The organism is Caulobacter hibisci (genome assembly GCF_016135805.1).
GTDB lineage: Bacteria > Pseudomonadota > Alphaproteobacteria > Caulobacterales > Caulobacteraceae > Caulobacter > Caulobacter hibisci.
Genome location: NZ_JADWOX010000003.1, coordinates 46,489 through 63,378, shown reverse-complemented (window position 1 = coordinate 63,378; position 16,890 = coordinate 46,489). Strand labels below are relative to the sequence as shown.

Here is a 16,890-nt window from a genome sequence, read left to right as displayed (position 1 = left end):
TCCTGAACGGGGCGCGCCCTTCGCGCAAGGAGACTTTGGTCGTGAAAAATGGATCCGCCATAGCCCTTGAGGCGGTGGTCGTGCCGACCGTGCGGGGCAAGCTCGGGGCGGCGGGTATCGAGCACTCAGGCGAAGGCTGGGTGTTCTACACCGAGAAGCTCGACCTCGAGCCCGGGTTCTACGTTTTCGACCTCGCCTATTCGGCCTCCCCCGGCTCGGTCCTGCAATTCGAGGCGGGGCTGGTCCAGCACCACCTCAATTCGGTCGAGCTCGACCCGTCGGCCGAGGCCGGCGAACTGCCGGTCGCGCTGTCTTTCGACAGCCCGCTGGAGGTGCGTCTCTATTGCAAGGCCGGCTCGGTGGTGGTGTCGGGTCTCAGCTACCGGCGCATTGACACCGTGGCCTACGCGCAGAACGCCGGCCGCAATGTCGGGGCGGATCTCGGCGAGTTCGTCTTCGGCCATATCCTCGGCGCGCGACCGGTTCACGGTTCGCGTCCGGAGCTGCCGTCTCCCGTCGTTCCGGGCGACGACCTGGCCGCGGCGGTGCGGGAGCACGCGATCTATGTCAGCCAGGACGAAATCTATTATCAGCGCGACCAGCTGATCGGGGCCGGGGTCGACCCGGTTCTGGCCCGCGCGCTGCTGGAGGATTCCGGATACGACTTCGCCTTCGAGCGTGATCGTCACGTCGAAACCGGCCTGATGGGTTATCCCAAGACCCAGCACCTGTTCCAGACCATGATCATCCGCGATGGCGAACTCTCGTTCATCTCGCCGGTGACCGGTCGCAAGGTCACCGCGCAGGCGTCCATCCCGCTCGCGGCGGGCGGCTTCATGCCGGTGGTCTACGAGGTGTTCGACGACGAAGCCCCCATGATCCTGGTCGGCAACGCCGGCTGGGGCGGCGGCATCTCCTACGTCTGGTTCATCCGCCAGAACATCATTCTGCACGACAACCGCAACTGGTGCATCGGCTTCGCCTTCGCCGATCTGATGCGGCATTATTTCAGCATCTGTCTCAATCGCCGCGACGAGGTCGCGGCCTATCGCGCCAAGTCCAAGGTGCTGACCATCCTTTCGGGCTACATCCCGAACATGGGCCACTACTTCTGGAACGACGTCTCGGGCCTCGAGCGCGAATTCCGCGCCGGTCGTCTGCAGGGCAAGCCGGTGTTCGCCCAGGCTCGCCTTTGGCTGCCGCCCGAAGTGCTCTACCCCGAAATCGCCGCCGACGTGGAAACCGTGCCCTCGCCGGACGTCCTGACCCGGGTGCTGCGCGAAGGGCGGTTCGTGGTGCGCGCCTCGGCCAGCGCCGTCGATGCGCCGATGGCCGATCGCCTGCTGGCTCGTTCGCGTGACCAGCTGGCCGCAAGCGACCCGGCGCGGTTCGCCGAGATCGAGCGCCTGGCGGCGGAGAAGGATTTCTGCCTGCTGGTGCCCATCCGGGCGCACAACAAGGTGTGGGTCGAACAGGTCGAGGGCGTGGTCGCGGTCATCGACCTGCTAAAGTCGCGCTACGAGAACCTGCTCGTCTATCTCGACGGCACGCCCGACTGCCAGGGCGTGGTCGATCAGATCATCGCCGCCCGAGGCGAGGCGGCCACCATCGTGGCCGGGGTGAACGTCTCGTTCGCCGAGACCGTGATCTGGTCGTTCGTGGCCGATTTCTACGTCGCCTCGGTGGGCGGGGGCCTCGTGCCGGTGACATCGTTTTCGGACAAGCCCGGGGTCTGTCACGCCAACTACAACCACTGGGAACACATCGATCTGTTCTGGCGCCGTGTGCGGCCCAGTGACCAGCCCCTGCTGCTGGTGCCGCGCGAGTCGATCCGCGACCTTGAGGGTGACGATCACCCCAGCGGCATCTACTCGAACTATACGATCGATCCGCAGGTCGTCACGGCTCTGGTCGAGAAGGGTCTCGACCTGATGAAGGGCGAGTCCGCGCTGCGAGCGCGGGCCTAGGTCGAGTTTCTATGAAGAAGGTCGTTTAGATGACTCGTTCCGCTCATCCGCCGGCGTCCGCTGGTCGCGGCGTCTACGGCGATGGGGCCGGCAAGCTGCGCAAGGCCGTCGACGACCTGGTTTCGTCCCTGAAGCTGACCGAGGTCTGGGCGTATCTGGGCCTGGAAGACGTCATGTCACGCTATCGGCAGACCCTGCTGGGGCCGCTGTGGAACGCCTCGTTCATCGTCGGCCAGGCGCTGGCGCTGTCGGTGGTGTTCGGCGCGGTGTTCAAGGCGCCGATCAGCCAGACCATGCCCTACATCCTGTCGGGCATGCTGGCGTGGTTCCTGGGTCCCGCCGCCATCCTGGATTCCTCCGGCCTGTTCCTCAGCGTGGCGGGAACGATCAAGACCCAAAGCCTGCCCTATCTGATGCAGCTGTTCCGGGTCGCCCTGCGCAACCTGCTGATCTTCCTGCACAACCTTGTCGCCCTGGTGGTGATCTTTCCGCTTTTCGGGCAGATGCCGATCCTGCACTGGACGATCGTTCTGGCCATCCCGCTGCTGATCCTGGCTTGCCTGCCCTACATGCTGCTGGTGGGCATGCTCTGCGCGCGGTTCCGCGACGTTCAGATGCTGCTGCAGAACTTCAGCCCCGTGCTGTTCTTCCTGACCCCGGTGTTCTGGAACCCGGCTCAGGCGGCCGGCGGCGGCGGCGGACGGTCCATGCTGGTCGTCTACAACCCTCTGTCCTACATGGTCGACTTCGTCCGCAAGCCGTTGCTGAACCAGTACGCTTCGACGGCGGACTGGGTGATGCTGGGCTGCATCTTCGCGGTCGGCGTGGTGTTGGCGGCTGCGGCCTTCGTGCCGTTCCGCTCGAAAATTCCTCACTGGGTCTGATCCCAGGTTCGAAAAGGCTGTCGTTATGACCCGAGCGCTGGTCGAGGCGTTTCGCGTTTCCCTGAGCTATCACGTGCCCTCGGCGAGGGCCCGGTCGCTTCGCTACGCCGCTGCCAATCTCGCCGTGGGCGGCCGCCTGATGAAGGACGGCGGCAGCTCGGTCTACGTGCAGGCCCTGCGCGATCTTTCCTTCCGGCTGGAGGACGGCGACCGCCTGGCCATCGTCGGCTCCAACGGCTCGGGCAAGTCGTCGCTGCTCAAGGTGATCGCCGGCGTCTACGAGCCCACCCAGGGGCGGATGGAAGTCAACGGCCGGGTCTCCTCGATGCTCGACATCGGCCATGGCCTGGACATGGAGGCCACGGGTCTTCAGAACGTGCGCCTGCTCGCGGCCATGCGCGGTTATTCGCCGTGGCGTCTGAAGGACCATGTCGAGCGGATCGTCGACTTCTCCGACCTCGGCGCCTTCATCAACATGCCCGTCCGCACCTATTCGTCGGGCATGCTGGCGCGCCTGCTGTTCTCCGTGGCCACAGCGTTCGACCACGACATCCTGCTGCTGGAGGAGTGGCTGAGCGCCGGCGACGAGAACTTCGTCAAGAAGGCGACCGCCCGGATGTCGGACGTCCTGGGCTCGACGCGGGTCGTCGTCACCGCCACGCACTCTCCCGACCTCGTCCGAGCGCTCTGCAACAAGGTTCTGATCCTGAACCACGGTGTTCCAGAGTTCCTCGGCTCGGTGGACGAGTATTTCTACCGCGCCGCGGTGCTGCAAGAGCAGGAGAAGAAGGCGACGGCCGGCGGCAAGCTTTCGGTATAGGCGAAAAGTCGGCTATATACCTTCGGGAACGTGGTCTGCATCGCTAGGGGACGCGGCGGATATCACGCCTGACATTTGAACTTCGCAGACGGCCAGGGGGCCATCATGACACCGTTTTTCCCGCCGCCTTCGTTGCTTGAGACCGCGCTGGGCGTCGAGCTCGCCAAGCTGGAAGGCCAGAAGAAGGTCGAGGTGCACTCCGACGCGCTGCGCTACCTGATCCAGCTGGCGCTCAACAGCGTGGCCACCGACCCGATCGTCTACGGCCAGACCAATCCGGACCTGGCAAAGGCGTTCGATTCCGATCCCATCGAGTTGAAGCGCCACTTCAGCCACATCGGATATTTCGAGGGCCGGCAGTTTCCGTATGCGCGCTTCGACAGCTCGTACTATCTGCGGTCCAACCCCGACGTCGCCGCGGCTTTCCGCACCCAGGCGATCCGCGATCCCCGGCAGCACTTCGTCGAGCGCGGCGTCTACGAGATGCGCTCGCCCAACGAAGGCTCGGCCGAAGAGGTCAATGCCTGGGCCGAACTCGTCAAGGGCAAGCCGAGCAAGTCGGCCTAGGGAGCGAAAGCTCCCGGTCCCTCAGGCCCGGAGTTCGCGCTTGGCCGGCATTCGTTTCTTCCTGCTCGGCTGTTGGCGCCGATTGCCCCAGGCGGTCCGCCGTAAGGCTCATCTGTCGGCGCACTGGCTTTCAAGGCGGTCGATCCCGTTGCGGGTCGCCCTGAATTGGAAGCGCGGCGCCGCCGGGGGTGCGCCCGTGTCAGTCGTGGGGCTGCTGCGATCGACATCAGGCATTGGCCAGGGGGCGCGCCTCTTCCTCGGCGCGCTGGGCCCGCTGGCCGGTCGGCCCGTCGACGTGACCCGACGGCTGGGCGTGAAGGACAATTTCGACTGGCTCCCGCCGGAACAGCCGCCAGCGGAAGCGGCCACCGTGCTGACCCATCTCAATCCGCCGGAGCTGCTGCGATGGCTGCAGGCCGGCGGCGCAGCGCAGCTGCGGGGGCGGCGGCACATCGGCTATTGGGCCTGGGAACTGATGGTCGCTCCGCCGCAGTGGCGCGAGGCCTTCGCCTATGTCGACGAGGTCTGGGCGCCGTCCAGGTTCACCGCCGACGCCATCGCGGCCATCGCTCCGGCCGACGTACCGGTCAGGGTTGTGGGACATCCGGTGTTCGTTATGCCCTGCGCGGCGCCGGATCGAGCGCGCTTCGGCCTGCCGGAAGACCGAGTGCTGATTTTCATGGCGCTGGACCTGCGTTCTACGATCGCGCGCAAGAACCCCCTGGACGGCGCGCGCGCGTTCTTTGCCGCGGCCTCCGAAGCGCCCGGCCAGGCGTGCCTGGTCTGCAAGGCCTCGAACCTGGACGCCGACGGTGAGGCCGCGGCGGCTCTGCGGGCCGAACTTCAGGGGCGGCCGGACGTCGTTCTGATAGAAGAGGCCCTCGACGCCGAAGGCATGAGCGCCCTGCTGGCTAGCATCGATATCGTCCTGTCGCTGCATCGGGCCGAGGGCTTCGGCTTGGTGCTGGCCGAGGCCATGTGGCTGGGAAAATGCGTCGTCGCCACGGCTTGGTCGGGCAATATGGATTTCATGGACGAGGAATCCTCGGTTCTGGTGCCCTACCGGCTCGAAGCGGTCAGCGACGCGCAGGGCATGTATCGCCGTTCCGAATGGGCCGCGCCGGACGTCTCCGTCGCCGCCGTCAGGTTGAAAGAGCTGATTTCACGGGCCGACCTAAGAGATTCTCTAGCAGCGCGGGGCCGGCGACGGGCTAAAGAGGTGTTCGATCAGGATCGCTGGCTCGCAAGAGTCGAGGACCTGCTCGCGGCTTCGGACGCAAGGGCTCGCAACGGGCGCGATGCGGTCGATTGACGGCGGCCGCGCTGCACGGAAGTTTGAGAGAGAGAGCAGTAGACCTTTCATGTCCCTCGACATCACCGCCATCCGCGCCGCTGCCGACCGCCTGGCCGGCCACATCGAGCGCACGCCGTGCCGCTACTCGCGCACGCTGTCGAAGATCACCGGCGCAGAGGTGTGGGTGAAGTTCGAGAACCTGCAGTTCACGGCCGCCTACAAGGAGCGCGGCGCGCTCAACAAGCTATTGCTGCTGTCGGACGCCGAGAAGGCTCTGGGCGTCATCGCCGCCAGCGCCGGCAACCATGCCCAGGGGCTGGCCTATCACGCCGCCCGCCTGGGCGTGCCGGCCACCATCGTCATGCCCAAGACCACGCCGTTCGTGAAGGTGCAGCACACCCGCGACTTCGGCGCGACCGTGGTCATCGAGGGCGAGACCTATGACGACGCCAACGCCCATGCGCGCAAGCTGCGCGAGGAACAGGGCCTGACCTTCGTCCATCCGTTCGACGACTACGACATCATGGCCGGCCAGGGCACCATCGCCCTGGAGATGCTGGAAGACGTGCCCGACCTCGAGGTCCTGCCGGTGCCGATCGGCGGCGGCGGCCTGATCAGCGGCGTGGCCACGGCCGCCAAGGCCCTGAAGCCCGACATCCGCATCGTCGGCTGCGAGCCGGCCATGTACCCGTCGTTCACGGCCAAAATGCGAGGCGTCCAGGCCCACTGCGGCGGACAGACGATCGCCGAGGGCGTGGCCGTCAAGCAGGTCGGCGAACTGACCTACGCCGTCGCCCGGCCGCTGATCGACGACGTGCTGCTGCTGGAAGAGCCGCACCTGGAGCAGGCCGTCTCGCTCTACTGCAATGTCGAGAAGACCATCGCCGAGGGCGCCGGCGCGGCCTCGCTGGCGGCGCTGCTGGCCTATCCCGAGCGCTTCCGCGGCAAGAAGTGCGGCCTGATCCTGTGCGGCGGCAATATCGACACCCGCCTGCTGGCCTCGGTGCTGACCCGCGAGCTGGTGCGCGCCCAGCGCCTGGTCAGCCTGCGCATCGTCGGCGACGATCGCCCGGGCCTGCTGTCGACCGTGGCCAGCGTGATCGGAACCATGGGCGCCAACATCATCGAGGTGAACCACAACCGCCTGGCGCTGGATGTTCCGGCCAAGGGCGCGGAGTTCGACATCACCATCGAGACCCGCGACGCCCAGCACACCCAGGACGTGATGAACGCCCTGCGCGAGCACGGCTACCCGCCGCGCACGGTCTGAGGGCTTTCCCTTAGATCGTCATCCCGGGCGAAGGGCCGCGCAGCGGACCGCAGACCCGGGACGCAGGGGCCGCCGCGATGCGATGGCCGCCGCCGGGTGTTCGGATCCGGCCACCGAGCCTAGTCCCCTGGGTCCCGGCTCTCCGCTTCGCTGCGGCCGGGATGACGGCCCCTAGAACATGCAAAAAGAAAAGGCCCCTCATCGCGTGATGAGGGGCCTTTCGTTTTTCGCGGTGCGCGCCGCCTACAGCAGCGCCGTGATCGCCTTGCGGGCCGCTTCGCCCAGGTCGGGGCGCTTCAGGGCCAGGGCGACATTGGCCTTCAGCAGGCCGATCTTGTCGCCGCAGTCATGGGTGTCGCCTTCGTAGACATAGGCGTGGAAGGCCTGGTCCTGCATCAGCTTGGCCATCGAGTCGGTCAGCTGGATCTCGTTGCCGGCGCCCTTTTCCTGGCTGGCCAGCAGGTCGAAGATTTCCGGCTGCAGGATGTAGCGGCCGGCGATGGCCCAGTTCGACGGGGCCGTGCCCTTGGCCGGCTTCTCGACCATGCCGCTCATCGTGGCCAGGCGGCCCTCGACCTTGCTGGGGGCGACGACGCCGTACTTGTGGGTCTCGGTCTCGGGGACCTCTTCCACGCCGACGATGTTGCCGCCGCCGACCTTGTCATAGACCTCGATCAGCTGGCTGAGCGCCGATTGCGGGGCGTCGACGATGACGTCGGGCAGCAGCACGGCGAACGGCTCGTCGCCGATGATGTCGCGGGCGCACCACACCGCGTGGCCCAGGCCCAGCGGGGCCATCTGGCGCACGAAGCTCATCTCGCCCGGCCTGGGCAGCTCGTCGCGCAGCTGCTTGAGGATGTCGAGCTTGCCCTTGGCCTCGAGCTGCATCTCGAGTTCGATCTGGTGATCGAAATAGTCCTCGATCGCGCCCTTGCCGCGGCCGGTGATGAAGACGAAGTGCTCGATGCCGGCGGCGCGGCCTTCCTCGACGATATAGGACAGGATCGGCCGGTCCACGACGTTGAGAAGCTCCTTCGGCGTCGACTTGGTGCCGGGCAGCACGCGGGTGCCCAGGCCGGCGACGGGAAGGACGGCCTTGCGGACGGGTTTCATGAGCACCTCGGGTCTGTGTCTCGGATGACAGGGTTCTAGAGCGTGGGCGCGGGTCGCGCCACCACCGTTGCGTGACATAGGCGACGGAAGGATGTTCCAAACACGGAATGATTGATGTTCTGGCCGAGCCTGCTAGCTCAGGGCACGGATTTGGCCATCGGAAACACTCTCATGCGTGCTCGGTTCCTGCTTCTCGCCGCTCTGGCCGGTCTGTCCCTGGCCGGATGCGGACCGTCCAAGGAGGATCTGGCCGCCCAGCAGGCGGCGATCTCGGCCAACAAGACCAGCGGCGCCGACTTCCTGGCCAAGAACGCCAAGGCGCCGGGCGTGGTCACCCTGCCCAGCGGCCTGCAGTACAAGATCGTGCGCTCGGGGCCGGCGACCGGCGTCCATCCGCGCCCGATCGACGAGGTCAAGGTGCACTACGAGGGCAAGCGCCTCGACGGCTTCGTGTTCGACAGCTCCTATGAGCGCGGCGTGCCGGCCTCGTTCCAGCTGCGCGGCCTGATCGCCGGCTGGGTCGAGGCCATGCAGCTGATGCGCCCGGGCGACGAGTGGATGCTCTATGTGCCGGCCGACCTGGCCTATGGCGACATGCAGGCCGGCGCCGATATCCCGGCGGGCAGCACCCTGGTGTTCAAGATCGAGCTGATCGACGTGCTGCGGAGCAAGCTGCAGCAGCCGAAGGGCTGATCCTGATCCTGAGCCTGGCGGCGGGCGCTGTCTTGCGCCCGCATTGCCAGTAGATTTCAAATCATTGCCGGCTTGCCAAAGCGCTTGGCTTCCCGATTTCAGTGGCTGATAGCGACACTCACTCGCAAAAAGCTTGGCTGGAGTTGGGATGTCGCGCCTCACGTTTGCTTCCGTTCTGATGGGGTCGGCCGCCGCCCTGGCCATGGTTGGCGCGGCCCACGCCGCCGACGTGGCGCCCGATGCGGCGGACCTGGACGGGGTGGTCGTCACCGCCGCCGGCTTCGAGCAGAAGCTGGTCAACGCCCCGGCCAGCGTCACCGTCCTGCCCCGCCAGGAGCTGGAGGAGATGCGCGCGGCCAGCCTGGCCGAGGTGCTGACCAATGTCGAAGGCGTCGATGTCGGCTCGGCCGTGGGCAAGACCGGCGGTCTCAACATCAACATCCGCGGCATGGGCAGCGACTACACGCTGATCCTGATCGACGGCCGCCGCCAGAACACCGCCGGCAGCGTCACGCCCAACGGCTTTGGCGAAACCTCGACCAGCTTCCTGCCGCCGGTGGCGGCCATCGACCGCATCGAGGTGGTGCGCGGCCCGGTCTCGACCCTCTATGGCTCCGACGCCATGGGCGGGGTGGTCAACATCATCACCCGCAAGGTCGGCACGAAGTGGACGGGTACGGCCAGCCTCGACGCCACGCTCCAGGGCGACGACGAGTTCGGCAATCTCTACGGCGGCAACCTCTACGCCAACGGTCCGATCGTCCGCGACCTGCTGGGCCTGGCCGTGCGCGGCAGCTTCCTGAACCGGGAGGCCTCGGCCCTGACCTTCGAGAACGTCGGCGGGGTCGATGCCCCGATCACCGGCTTTGGCCGCAGCGCCACCAAGAGCGAGCTACGCACCCTGGGCGCGCGCCTGACCCTGACGCCGCATGCCGACCACGACCTGTGGCTCGACATCGACGAGTCCACCCAGTGGTACGACAACGCCCAGGGCCAGATGGGCACCAACACCACGGCCGGCGGCTACGCCAACGCCCTGGAGTTCAACCGCCGCCAGGTCGCCCTGGCCCACAACTGGCGCCTGCCGTTCGGCCAGCTGGAGAGCAACCTCTCGCAGGCCAAGACCGAGACCATCGGCCGGATCATCCCCAACGGCGTGGCCGGAGCCGGCGGCGCGCGGGACCTTCAGTCGACCAACACCATCTTCGACACCAAGCTGCATTTGCGCTGGAAGACCCACACCTTCACCGTCGGCGGCCAGTACTGGGACGCCGAGATGGTCGATGGCGTCGCGCCCCGGCCCTTCGAGCACCAGCAGTGGGCCGTGTTCGCCGAGGACGAGTGGCGCTTCGCGCAGGCCCTGGCCCTGACGGTCGGCGCCCGTCACGACGACCACAGCGTGTTCGGCGGCCACTTCAGCCCGCGCGCCTACCTCGTCTGGAACGCCAGCCAGGCCTGGACCTTCAAGGGCGGCGTCAGCCAGGGCTTCAAGACCCCGCGCCTGGAGCAGTTGGCCCCCGGCATCAACGGCTTCGGCCAGCAGGGCCGCCTGCCGCTGCTGGGCTCGCCGGGCCTGCAGCCCGAAACCAGCACCAGCACCGAGGCCGGCGCCTATTACGACAACGGCGCGGGCTTCACCGCCAACGTCACGGTCTTCCACAACCAGTTCGAGGACAAGATCGCCGCCGGCCCGCCGGTGACCAACTGCGCCTTCGGCTTGACCCTGGCGCAATACAACGCCGGCACGGGTCGTCCGGCGGGCTGCACCGACGTCGGCTTCTTCCCCAACGCCGCCACCTTCGGCCAGAGCATCAATATCGACGAGGCGACGACGCAGGGCCTGGAAGCGGCCATGCGGCTGCGCTTCGCGCAAGCCTGGACCCTGGGCCTGAACTACACCTTCACCGACAGCGAGCAGAAGAGCGGCGCCGAGGCCGGTCGCAAGCTGACCGACACCCCCGAGCACATGCTCAACGGCAATCTGCGCTGGCGGGTCAGCGATCGCCTTAACGCCTGGGTGCGCGGCGAATATCGCGGCGAGCGCTACCGCGGCGAAGGACCGGCCCGCGTCGCCCTGGGCGACTACAAGGCCTACAGCCTGTTCCACCTGGGCGGATCGTTCGAGGCGACCGACAAGGTCACGCTGAACGCCACGATCTACAACCTGTTCAACAAGGACTTCGTGCGCCAGCTGCCCTACGGGACGCCGGTCGCCTACGCCCCGGAATACACCAACAACCAGGAGCCCCGCCGGCTGTGGGTTTCGGTGCAGGTGGACTTCTAAAAGCGGTGCGTGGTCCTCGCCCTTCGACGGGCTCAGGGTGAGGACCAGATACCGCCCTCGGCGCTGGAAAACCTCATCCTGAGCCTGTCGAAGGACGAGGTTTCGTCGCGGTCGATCAGTCGGTGAACACCACCGTCTTGCGGCCGTTCAGCAGCACCCGGTCCTCCAGGCGCCAGCGCAGGGCGCGGGCCAGGACGCGGCGTTCGATGTCGCGGCCCTTGCGGACCAGGTCTTCGGGGGTGTCGCGGTGGCTGATGCGCTCGACGTCCTGCTCGATGATCGGGCCCTCGTCCAGGTCGCCGGTCACGTAGTGGGCGCTGGCGCCGATCACCTTCACGCCGCGGGCGTGGGCCTGGTGGTAGGGCTTGGCGCCCTTGAAACCGGGCAGGAACGAGTGGTGGATGTTGATGCAGCGGCCGGCCAGCTTGGTCGCCAGGCCGTCCGACAGCACCTGCATGTAGCGCGCGAGCACGACGATGTCGGTGTTGGTCTCCTGGATCAGCTTCCAGAGCGCGGCCTCCTGCTCGAACTTGGTCTCCTTGGTCACCGGCAGGTGATGGAAGGGCAGGCCCGACAGGTCGACGTGGGTGTAGGTCTCGGCCGCATGGTTGGCGACGATGGCGGTGACGTCCATCGGCAGCTCGCCGATCCGCCAGCGATAGACCAGGTCGGCCAGGCAGTGATCGAACTTGCTGGCCAGGATCATGACGCGATAGCGCTCGGCCGGATCGCGCAGGGTCCAGCGCATCGAGAAGCCTTTGGCCAGGGCTTCGAACTCGCCGCGCAGGACGTCACGGTCGGCGTCGCTCGGATCGAAGACCACGCGCATGAAGAAGACGCCCGTCTCCTGGTCGTCGAACTGCTGGGCGTCGAGGATGTTGCAGCCGCGCTCGAACAGGAAGGTCGAGACCTTGGCGACGATGCCGGGCTGGTCGGGGCAGGAGAGGGTTAGGATCATGGTCCGCTTCCTCTAAAGCCTAGCCAGGACGAAGGAAAGCCGCAGGTGGGGACGTTTCTTGCGTCGCGCGCGAGGTTTTTCCACAAGGCCGCACGATCCTGCCCGATCGTCGACTTGGGATTGGCGCACCGGCGCGGCGCGGCCTAGGCTCGACGCATGGTTTCCTCCGCTGAAGCGCTTTCCGTCCGCGCCGTCGACATCCTGGCCAAGCTGGTCGCCTTCGACACCACCTCGCGCGGCTCCAACCTGGCCCTGATCGAATGGGTCGAGGCCTATCTGTCCGATCTCGGTGTAGCCTCGCGGCGTGTGCCCAACGCCGACGGGACCAAGTCCAACCTGATGGCCAGCATCGGCCCGGCGACCCCGGGCGGGGTCGTGCTGTCGGGCCATACCGACGTGGTGCCGGTCGACGGCCAGCCCTGGTCGAGCGATCCCTGGACCCTGACCGAGCGCGACGGCCGCCTCTACGGCCGCGGAACCTGCGACATGAAGGGGTTCCTGGCCCTGGCCTTGGCGTCCGCGCCGGACCTGGTCGCCAGCGACCTCAAGCGTCCCGTGCACCTGGCTTTTTCCTATGACGAGGAGATCGGCTGCCTGGGCGCGCCGGATATGATCGAGGTTATCGCCCGCGATCTACCGAGGCCCGGCCTCGTCGTGGTCGGCGAGCCCACCGACATGGTGGCCGTCCAGGCCCACAAGGGCATCGCCAGCTATTGGGTGACGGTCACCGGCCGCGAGGCCCATTCCAGCCTCACCCACCTGGGCGTCTCGGCCAACATGGTGGCCGTGAAGCTGATGAGCCATCTGGTGGCGCTTTCCGAGCGGCTGGAGCGCGAGGCCGATCCGGCTTCGCCGTTCCTGCCCAAGGGGGCGACCCTGACCATCGGCCAGGTCAACGGCGGCACGGCGGTCAACATCCTGGCCCGCCAGTGCGTCTTCGTCTTCGATCTGCGCACGCCGCCGGGGCTGGATCCCGAAGCCATCCTGGCCGACTTCTTCGCCCTGGCCGCGTCGCTGGACGCCGAGGTCAAGGCGCGGGCGCCGGAAGGCGGGGTCAAGGTCGAGGCGCGGTCGCTGACGCCGTCCTTCGCGCCGGAAAAGGACGGCGCGGCCGAGGCCTTCGCCCGCCGCATGGCCGGCGACAACGGCCCGGCCCGGGTCGCGCCCTATGCCGCCGAGGCGGGGCAGTTCCAGGGAGCGGGCTTCTCGACCGTCATCTGCGGTCCCGGTTCGATCGACCAGGCCCACCAGCCCGATGAATATGTCGAGATCGCCCAGATCGAGCGCGGAGCCCAGTTCATGCGCCGGCTGATCGACGACCTCGCCAGCGCCTGATGATGATCCGGCGGCCGAAGAAGGCCGCCGGGTCCCAGGCCATGACCCGCAGGATCTGCGTCCACGGCGCCTTGCGAGCGGCCTGAATCTCGCGCCGCGAGGCCAGGATCGGGTCGAGATCGGCTTTGACGAACGCCGCCTTGAAGCCCTTCCACACCGGCCCGGCGTCGCGCCGGCGCAGGTGCAGCAGGAAGAGGCCGGCGGTGACGGCGAAGTGCAGCGGCGCGCTCCACCACAGCATCGGGCCCGGCGTGTTCTTCAGGAAGGTCCAGACCCGGTTGCGGGTGCCGTGGAACAGGGCGAAGTCGGAGCGCACACCCAGGGTGGCCGAACCCACATGCTCGACCCGGGCGTCGGGGATCAGCAGGGTCGGCTCGCCGGCCAGCCGCAGCCGGTAGCCCAGGTCGACGTCCTCGCAATAGCAGAAGTACCGCTCGTCGAAGCCGCCGAGCGCCAGGAACAGATCGCGCTCGACCATCATCGCCGCACCGCAGGCCGAGAACACCTCGCCTTCGAACACCTTGGGCGAAAGCTTGCGGTGATAGCCGCCGCGGAAGGGGATGCCGGCCGAGGTCATGACATCGCCGGCGCCGTCCATCAGGCCGGGCTCCTCGGCGGCCAGCTGCAGCGAGGCGAAGCTGCGCACGTCCGGATGGCGGTCGATTGCCGCCGCCAGACGCTCCAGCCAGTCCGGATGCGGGAAGGCGTCGGGGTTGAGCAGCACCAGCCAGCGGCCGCGGGCCTGCCGGGCGGCCAGGTTGTTGCCGGCGGCGAAGCCGAGATTGGCGCCGGGTTCGATCAGCTGGATCGCCGGATCGGCGGCCGCGGCCGCCTGCGGCGCGCCGTCGCTCGAGGCGTTGTCGACCAGCAGCACCTCGACGTCGCGGAAGGTCTGAGCGGCCAGGCCGGCCAGGCATCGCGCCAGGGTCGGGCCGCTTTGGTAGGCGACCACGACGACAGACACGACCGGCGGCGTCTCGCTCTTGCCATCGTCGGTCTGGCGGGCCATGCGTGGCGCACTCGTGTTCAAAAGGTAGCGTCCATGAAGATCACGCCGACGGCGATTCCCGAAGTGCTGCTTATCACGCCGGCGCGGCATGGCGACGAGAGAGGCTGGTTCTCCGAGACCTTCCGCCAGTCGGCGCTCGAGGAAGCGGGTTTTGCGGGCGGCGCCTTCGTGCAGGACAACCACGTCCGCTCGACACGCAAGGGCATCCTGCGCGGCCTCCACTTCCAGAAGCCGCCGCATGCGCAGGACAAGCTGCTGCGCTGCGTGCGCGGCGCGATCATGGACGTCGCCGTCGACATCCGCGTGGGCTCGCCGACCTACGGCCGCTGGGTGGGCGCGGAACTGTCGGCCGAAAACGCCCAGCAGCTGTTGGTGCCGCGCGGCTTCGCCCACGCCTACTGCACCCTGACCGAGGAGTGCGAGGTGCTCTACAAGGTGACCGGCTATTACGCGCCGCAGGCCGAGGGCGCGTTGCGCTGGAACGATCCGGCGGTCGGCGTCGACTGGGGTCTGTCGCCCGAGGAAATCTCGACAAACGAGCGCGATGCCACAGCTTCGCTGCTCGCCGACCTGGACAGCGGTTTCGTCTATGGCGAGCGGTTCTGAGCGTCCGCAAGTTCGGCGCGTGACGCGCGCCGACGGCACTATCGAGCCGCCGCGACCGATGCTATGACCTCGCGCGGGGGTATATTCCTTGTTTCTGCTGGTGGTTCCGGCGGCCTGATGACGGCCCGAAGGAGTAGGTTGTGAAGATACTTGTGACGGGCGGCGCCGGCTTCATTGGCTCGGCGGTCTGCCGTCTCCTGGTCGGCGAAACGGGCGACCAGGTCGTCAATGTGGACAAGCTGACCTACGCCGGCACCCTGACTTCGGTGGCCGAGGTTTCGGACTCCCCGGACTACGTCTTCGTGCAGGCCGACATCACCGATCGCGCCGCGATCCAGGCGATCTTCGAGACCCACAAGCCCGACGCCGTGCTGCACCTCGCCGCGGAATCGCACGTCGACCGCTCGATCGTCGGCGCCGGCCCCTTCATCGACACCAACATCGTCGGCACCTACGTGATGCTCGACAGCGCGCTGGACTACTGGCGCGGCCTGTCGGGCGAGGCCAAGGACGCGTTCCGCTTCGTCCACGTTTCGACCGACGAAGTCTATGGCAGCCTCGGCGCCGAAGGCCTCTTCCACGAGACCACGCCCTACGCGCCGACCTCGCCCTATTCGTCGTCGAAGGCGGCGGCCGACCACCTGGCCCTGGCCTGGTTCCACACCTACGGCCTGCCGGTGCTGGTCTCAAACTGCTCCAACAACTACGGGCCCTATCACTTCCCCGAGAAGCTGATCCCGCTGATGATCCTCAACGGCCTGGATCGTAAGGCGCTGCCGGTCTACGGCGACGGCGCCAACATCCGTGACTGGTTGTTCGTCGAGGATCACGCGCGGGCGCTGCGCACCATTCTCGAGTCCGGCCGTCCGGGCGAGAAGTACAACGTGGGCGGCCGCAACGAGCGCAGCAACCTGCAGGTGGTCCATACCATCTGCGATCTGCTGGACGAGCTGGCGCCCAGCGCGGAGGGGTCGCATCGCGACCTGATCACCTTCGTCGCCGACCGTCCGGGCCACGACCGGCGCTACGCCATCGACGCCACCAAGCTGGAAACCGAGCTCGGCTGGCGTGCTCGCGAGACCTTCGAAACCGGCATCCGCAAGACGGTCGAGTGGTATCTGGCCCGCGCCGATTGGTGGGGGCCCCTGCGCGAGGCCTATGACGGCCGTCGCCTGGGTCTTCTGGCCAAGGCCGGCTGAGGCCGCATGACCGGTCCCATCCTGGTTTTCGGTCGCAATGGCCAGGTCGCGCAGGAGCTCGCCCTGCTATCGGAGCGGACCGGCCGCGCCATGGTTTTCGCCGGTCGTGAGACCCTGGATCTGGCCGATCACACGTCGATCGAGGGGCTGGTCGACAGGATCGGTCCCTCGGCGGTGATCAACGCGGCGGCTCATACCGCTGTGGACAAGGCCGAGAGCGAGGTCGAGGCGGCCTACGCCTTGAACCGGGACGCGCCCGCCGCGATGGCGGCCGCCTGTGTCGCGCGCGACCTGCCGTTCGTGCACTTCTCCACCGACTACGTGTTCGACGGGACGTTGGAGCGACCGTATGTCGAGACCGATCCCGCCGGACCCACCGGCGTCTACGGCGCCAGCAAGCTGGCCGGCGAGCAGGCGGTCGCGGCGGCGGGCGGAGCGGCGGCGATCCTGCGCACCTCATGGGTCTACAGCCGACACGGGGCCAACTTCATCAAGACGATGCTGCGCCTGGCGGCCGGCCGCGACGAGGTCGGCGTCGTCGCCGATCAGATCGGCCGCCCTACCTGGGCGCGCGACTGCGCCGAGGCGGCCCTGGCGACCGTCGACGGCCTGGCGGGCGATCGCGCGCTGGCCGGCGTCTACCATCTTTCCGGCGCCGGAGACGCCAGCTGGGCGGATCTCGCCGAGGCGGTATTCGAGATTTCGCGCGGGCGGGGCGGCCCCGCCGCCGAGGTCCGACGCATCACCACCGCGGACTATCCCACGCCCGCGCGACGACCGGCCAATTCACGGCTGGACTGTGGGAAATTCGAAGCGGCGCTGAACTGGCGCACCCGTCCCTGGCGCGACAGCCTGGCAGTCTGCTTGAATGAGATGGAGCTGTAGACGTTC

General features: G+C 67.5%; 15 protein-coding genes and 1 pseudogene. 12 read left to right on the top strand and 4 right to left on the bottom strand.

What is annotated here, in order from left to right; all coding sequences use genetic code 11:
- Positions 1-41: 41 nt before the first annotated feature.
- From I4Q42_RS06375 to I4Q42_RS06350, 6 genes are all read left to right on the top strand, one after another.
- Positions 42-1,967, top strand: coding sequence for a hypothetical protein (locus tag I4Q42_RS06375; protein ID WP_198575230.1), 1,926 nt, complete (start codon positions 42-44; stop codon positions 1,965-1,967).
- A 29-nt stretch (positions 1,968-1,996) separates the two neighbouring features.
- Complete coding sequence (locus tag I4Q42_RS06370; RefSeq protein WP_198575229.1) at positions 1,997-2,851, top strand: ABC transporter permease; 855 nt, start codon at positions 1,997-1,999, stop codon at positions 2,849-2,851.
- Between the two features lie 25 nt (positions 2,852-2,876).
- On the top strand, positions 2,877-3,671 hold the full coding sequence (locus I4Q42_RS06365; RefSeq protein WP_198575228.1) for an ABC transporter ATP-binding protein: 795 nt from the start codon (positions 2,877-2,879) through the stop codon (positions 3,669-3,671).
- 105 nt (positions 3,672-3,776) lie between these two features.
- The gene (locus I4Q42_RS06360) at positions 3,777-4,238 is read left to right on the top strand and encodes a hypothetical protein (RefSeq protein WP_198575227.1); all 462 of its coding nucleotides are present in this window, start codon (positions 3,777-3,779) and stop codon (positions 4,236-4,238) included.
- 40 nt (positions 4,239-4,278) lie between these two features.
- Positions 4,279-5,550, top strand: coding sequence for a glycosyltransferase family 4 protein (locus I4Q42_RS06355; protein WP_198575226.1), 1,272 nt, complete (start codon positions 4,279-4,281; stop codon positions 5,548-5,550).
- A gap of 49 nt (positions 5,551-5,599) precedes the next feature.
- A complete protein-coding gene (locus tag I4Q42_RS06350; RefSeq protein WP_198575225.1) occupies positions 5,600-6,802 on the top strand; it encodes a threonine ammonia-lyase in 1,203 nt (400 codons plus the stop codon).
- A gap of 243 nt (positions 6,803-7,045) precedes the next feature.
- Here I4Q42_RS06350 and galU read toward each other — a convergent pair whose 3' ends face one another.
- Positions 7,046-7,915 (bottom strand): UTP--glucose-1-phosphate uridylyltransferase GalU, encoded by an 870-nt coding sequence (gene galU, locus I4Q42_RS06345; protein ID WP_198575224.1) that lies wholly within the window; start codon positions 7,913-7,915, stop codon positions 7,046-7,048.
- Between the two features lie 171 nt (positions 7,916-8,086).
- On the opposite strand from galU, the gene I4Q42_RS06340 reads away from it, so the two are divergent.
- Positions 8,087-8,608, top strand: a complete 522-nt coding sequence (locus I4Q42_RS06340; protein WP_198575223.1) for an FKBP-type peptidyl-prolyl cis-trans isomerase — start codon at positions 8,087-8,089, stop codon at positions 8,606-8,608.
- Positions 8,609-8,756: 148 nt separating this feature from the next.
- Positions 8,757-10,892 (top strand): TonB-dependent receptor domain-containing protein, encoded by a 2,136-nt coding sequence (locus I4Q42_RS06335; protein WP_198575222.1) that lies wholly within the window; start codon positions 8,757-8,759, stop codon positions 10,890-10,892.
- 13 nt (positions 10,893-10,905) lie between these two features.
- Here the strand turns inward: I4Q42_RS06335 and I4Q42_RS26570 are convergent.
- Together I4Q42_RS26570 and purU are read right to left on the bottom strand one after the other, a co-directional pair.
- A pseudogene (locus tag I4Q42_RS26570) lies at positions 10,906-10,991 on the bottom strand (hypothetical protein); the annotation flags it as partial.
- A gap of 16 nt (positions 10,992-11,007) precedes the next feature.
- The gene (gene purU, locus I4Q42_RS06330) at positions 11,008-11,850 is read right to left on the bottom strand and encodes a formyltetrahydrofolate deformylase (protein ID WP_198575221.1); all 843 of its coding nucleotides are present in this window, start codon (positions 11,848-11,850) and stop codon (positions 11,008-11,010) included.
- Positions 11,851-12,006: 156 nt separating this feature from the next.
- On the opposite strand from purU, the gene argE reads away from it, so the two are divergent.
- Complete coding sequence (argE, locus tag I4Q42_RS06325; protein ID WP_198575220.1) at positions 12,007-13,185, top strand: acetylornithine deacetylase; 1,179 nt, start codon at positions 12,007-12,009, stop codon at positions 13,183-13,185.
- Here the strand turns inward: argE and I4Q42_RS06320 are convergent.
- Positions 13,148-14,194, bottom strand: a complete 1,047-nt coding sequence (locus I4Q42_RS06320) for a glycosyltransferase family 2 protein (RefSeq protein ID WP_198575219.1) — start codon at positions 14,192-14,194, stop codon at positions 13,148-13,150. The two genes, argE and I4Q42_RS06320, sit on opposite strands and share 38 nt — an antisense overlap.
- Positions 14,195-14,227: 33 nt before the next feature.
- On the opposite strand from I4Q42_RS06320, the gene rfbC reads away from it, so the two are divergent.
- The 3 genes from rfbC to rfbD all read left to right on the top strand — a co-directional run bounded on the left by rfbC (position 14,228) and on the right by rfbD (position 16,884).
- Positions 14,228-14,800 carry a dTDP-4-dehydrorhamnose 3,5-epimerase gene (rfbC, locus tag I4Q42_RS06315; protein ID WP_198575218.1) on the top strand — a complete coding sequence of 191 codons (573 nt, stop codon included), beginning with the start codon at positions 14,228-14,230 and terminating at the stop codon, positions 14,798-14,800.
- Positions 14,801-14,940: 140 nt separating this feature from the next.
- Complete coding sequence (rfbB, locus tag I4Q42_RS06310; protein ID WP_198575217.1) at positions 14,941-15,999, top strand: dTDP-glucose 4,6-dehydratase; 1,059 nt, start codon at positions 14,941-14,943, stop codon at positions 15,997-15,999.
- A 6-nt stretch (positions 16,000-16,005) separates the two neighbouring features.
- Positions 16,006-16,884 carry a dTDP-4-dehydrorhamnose reductase gene (gene rfbD / locus I4Q42_RS06305; protein ID WP_198575216.1) on the top strand — a complete coding sequence of 293 codons (879 nt, stop codon included), beginning with the start codon at positions 16,006-16,008 and terminating at the stop codon, positions 16,882-16,884.
- Positions 16,885-16,890: the final 6 nt, after the last annotated feature.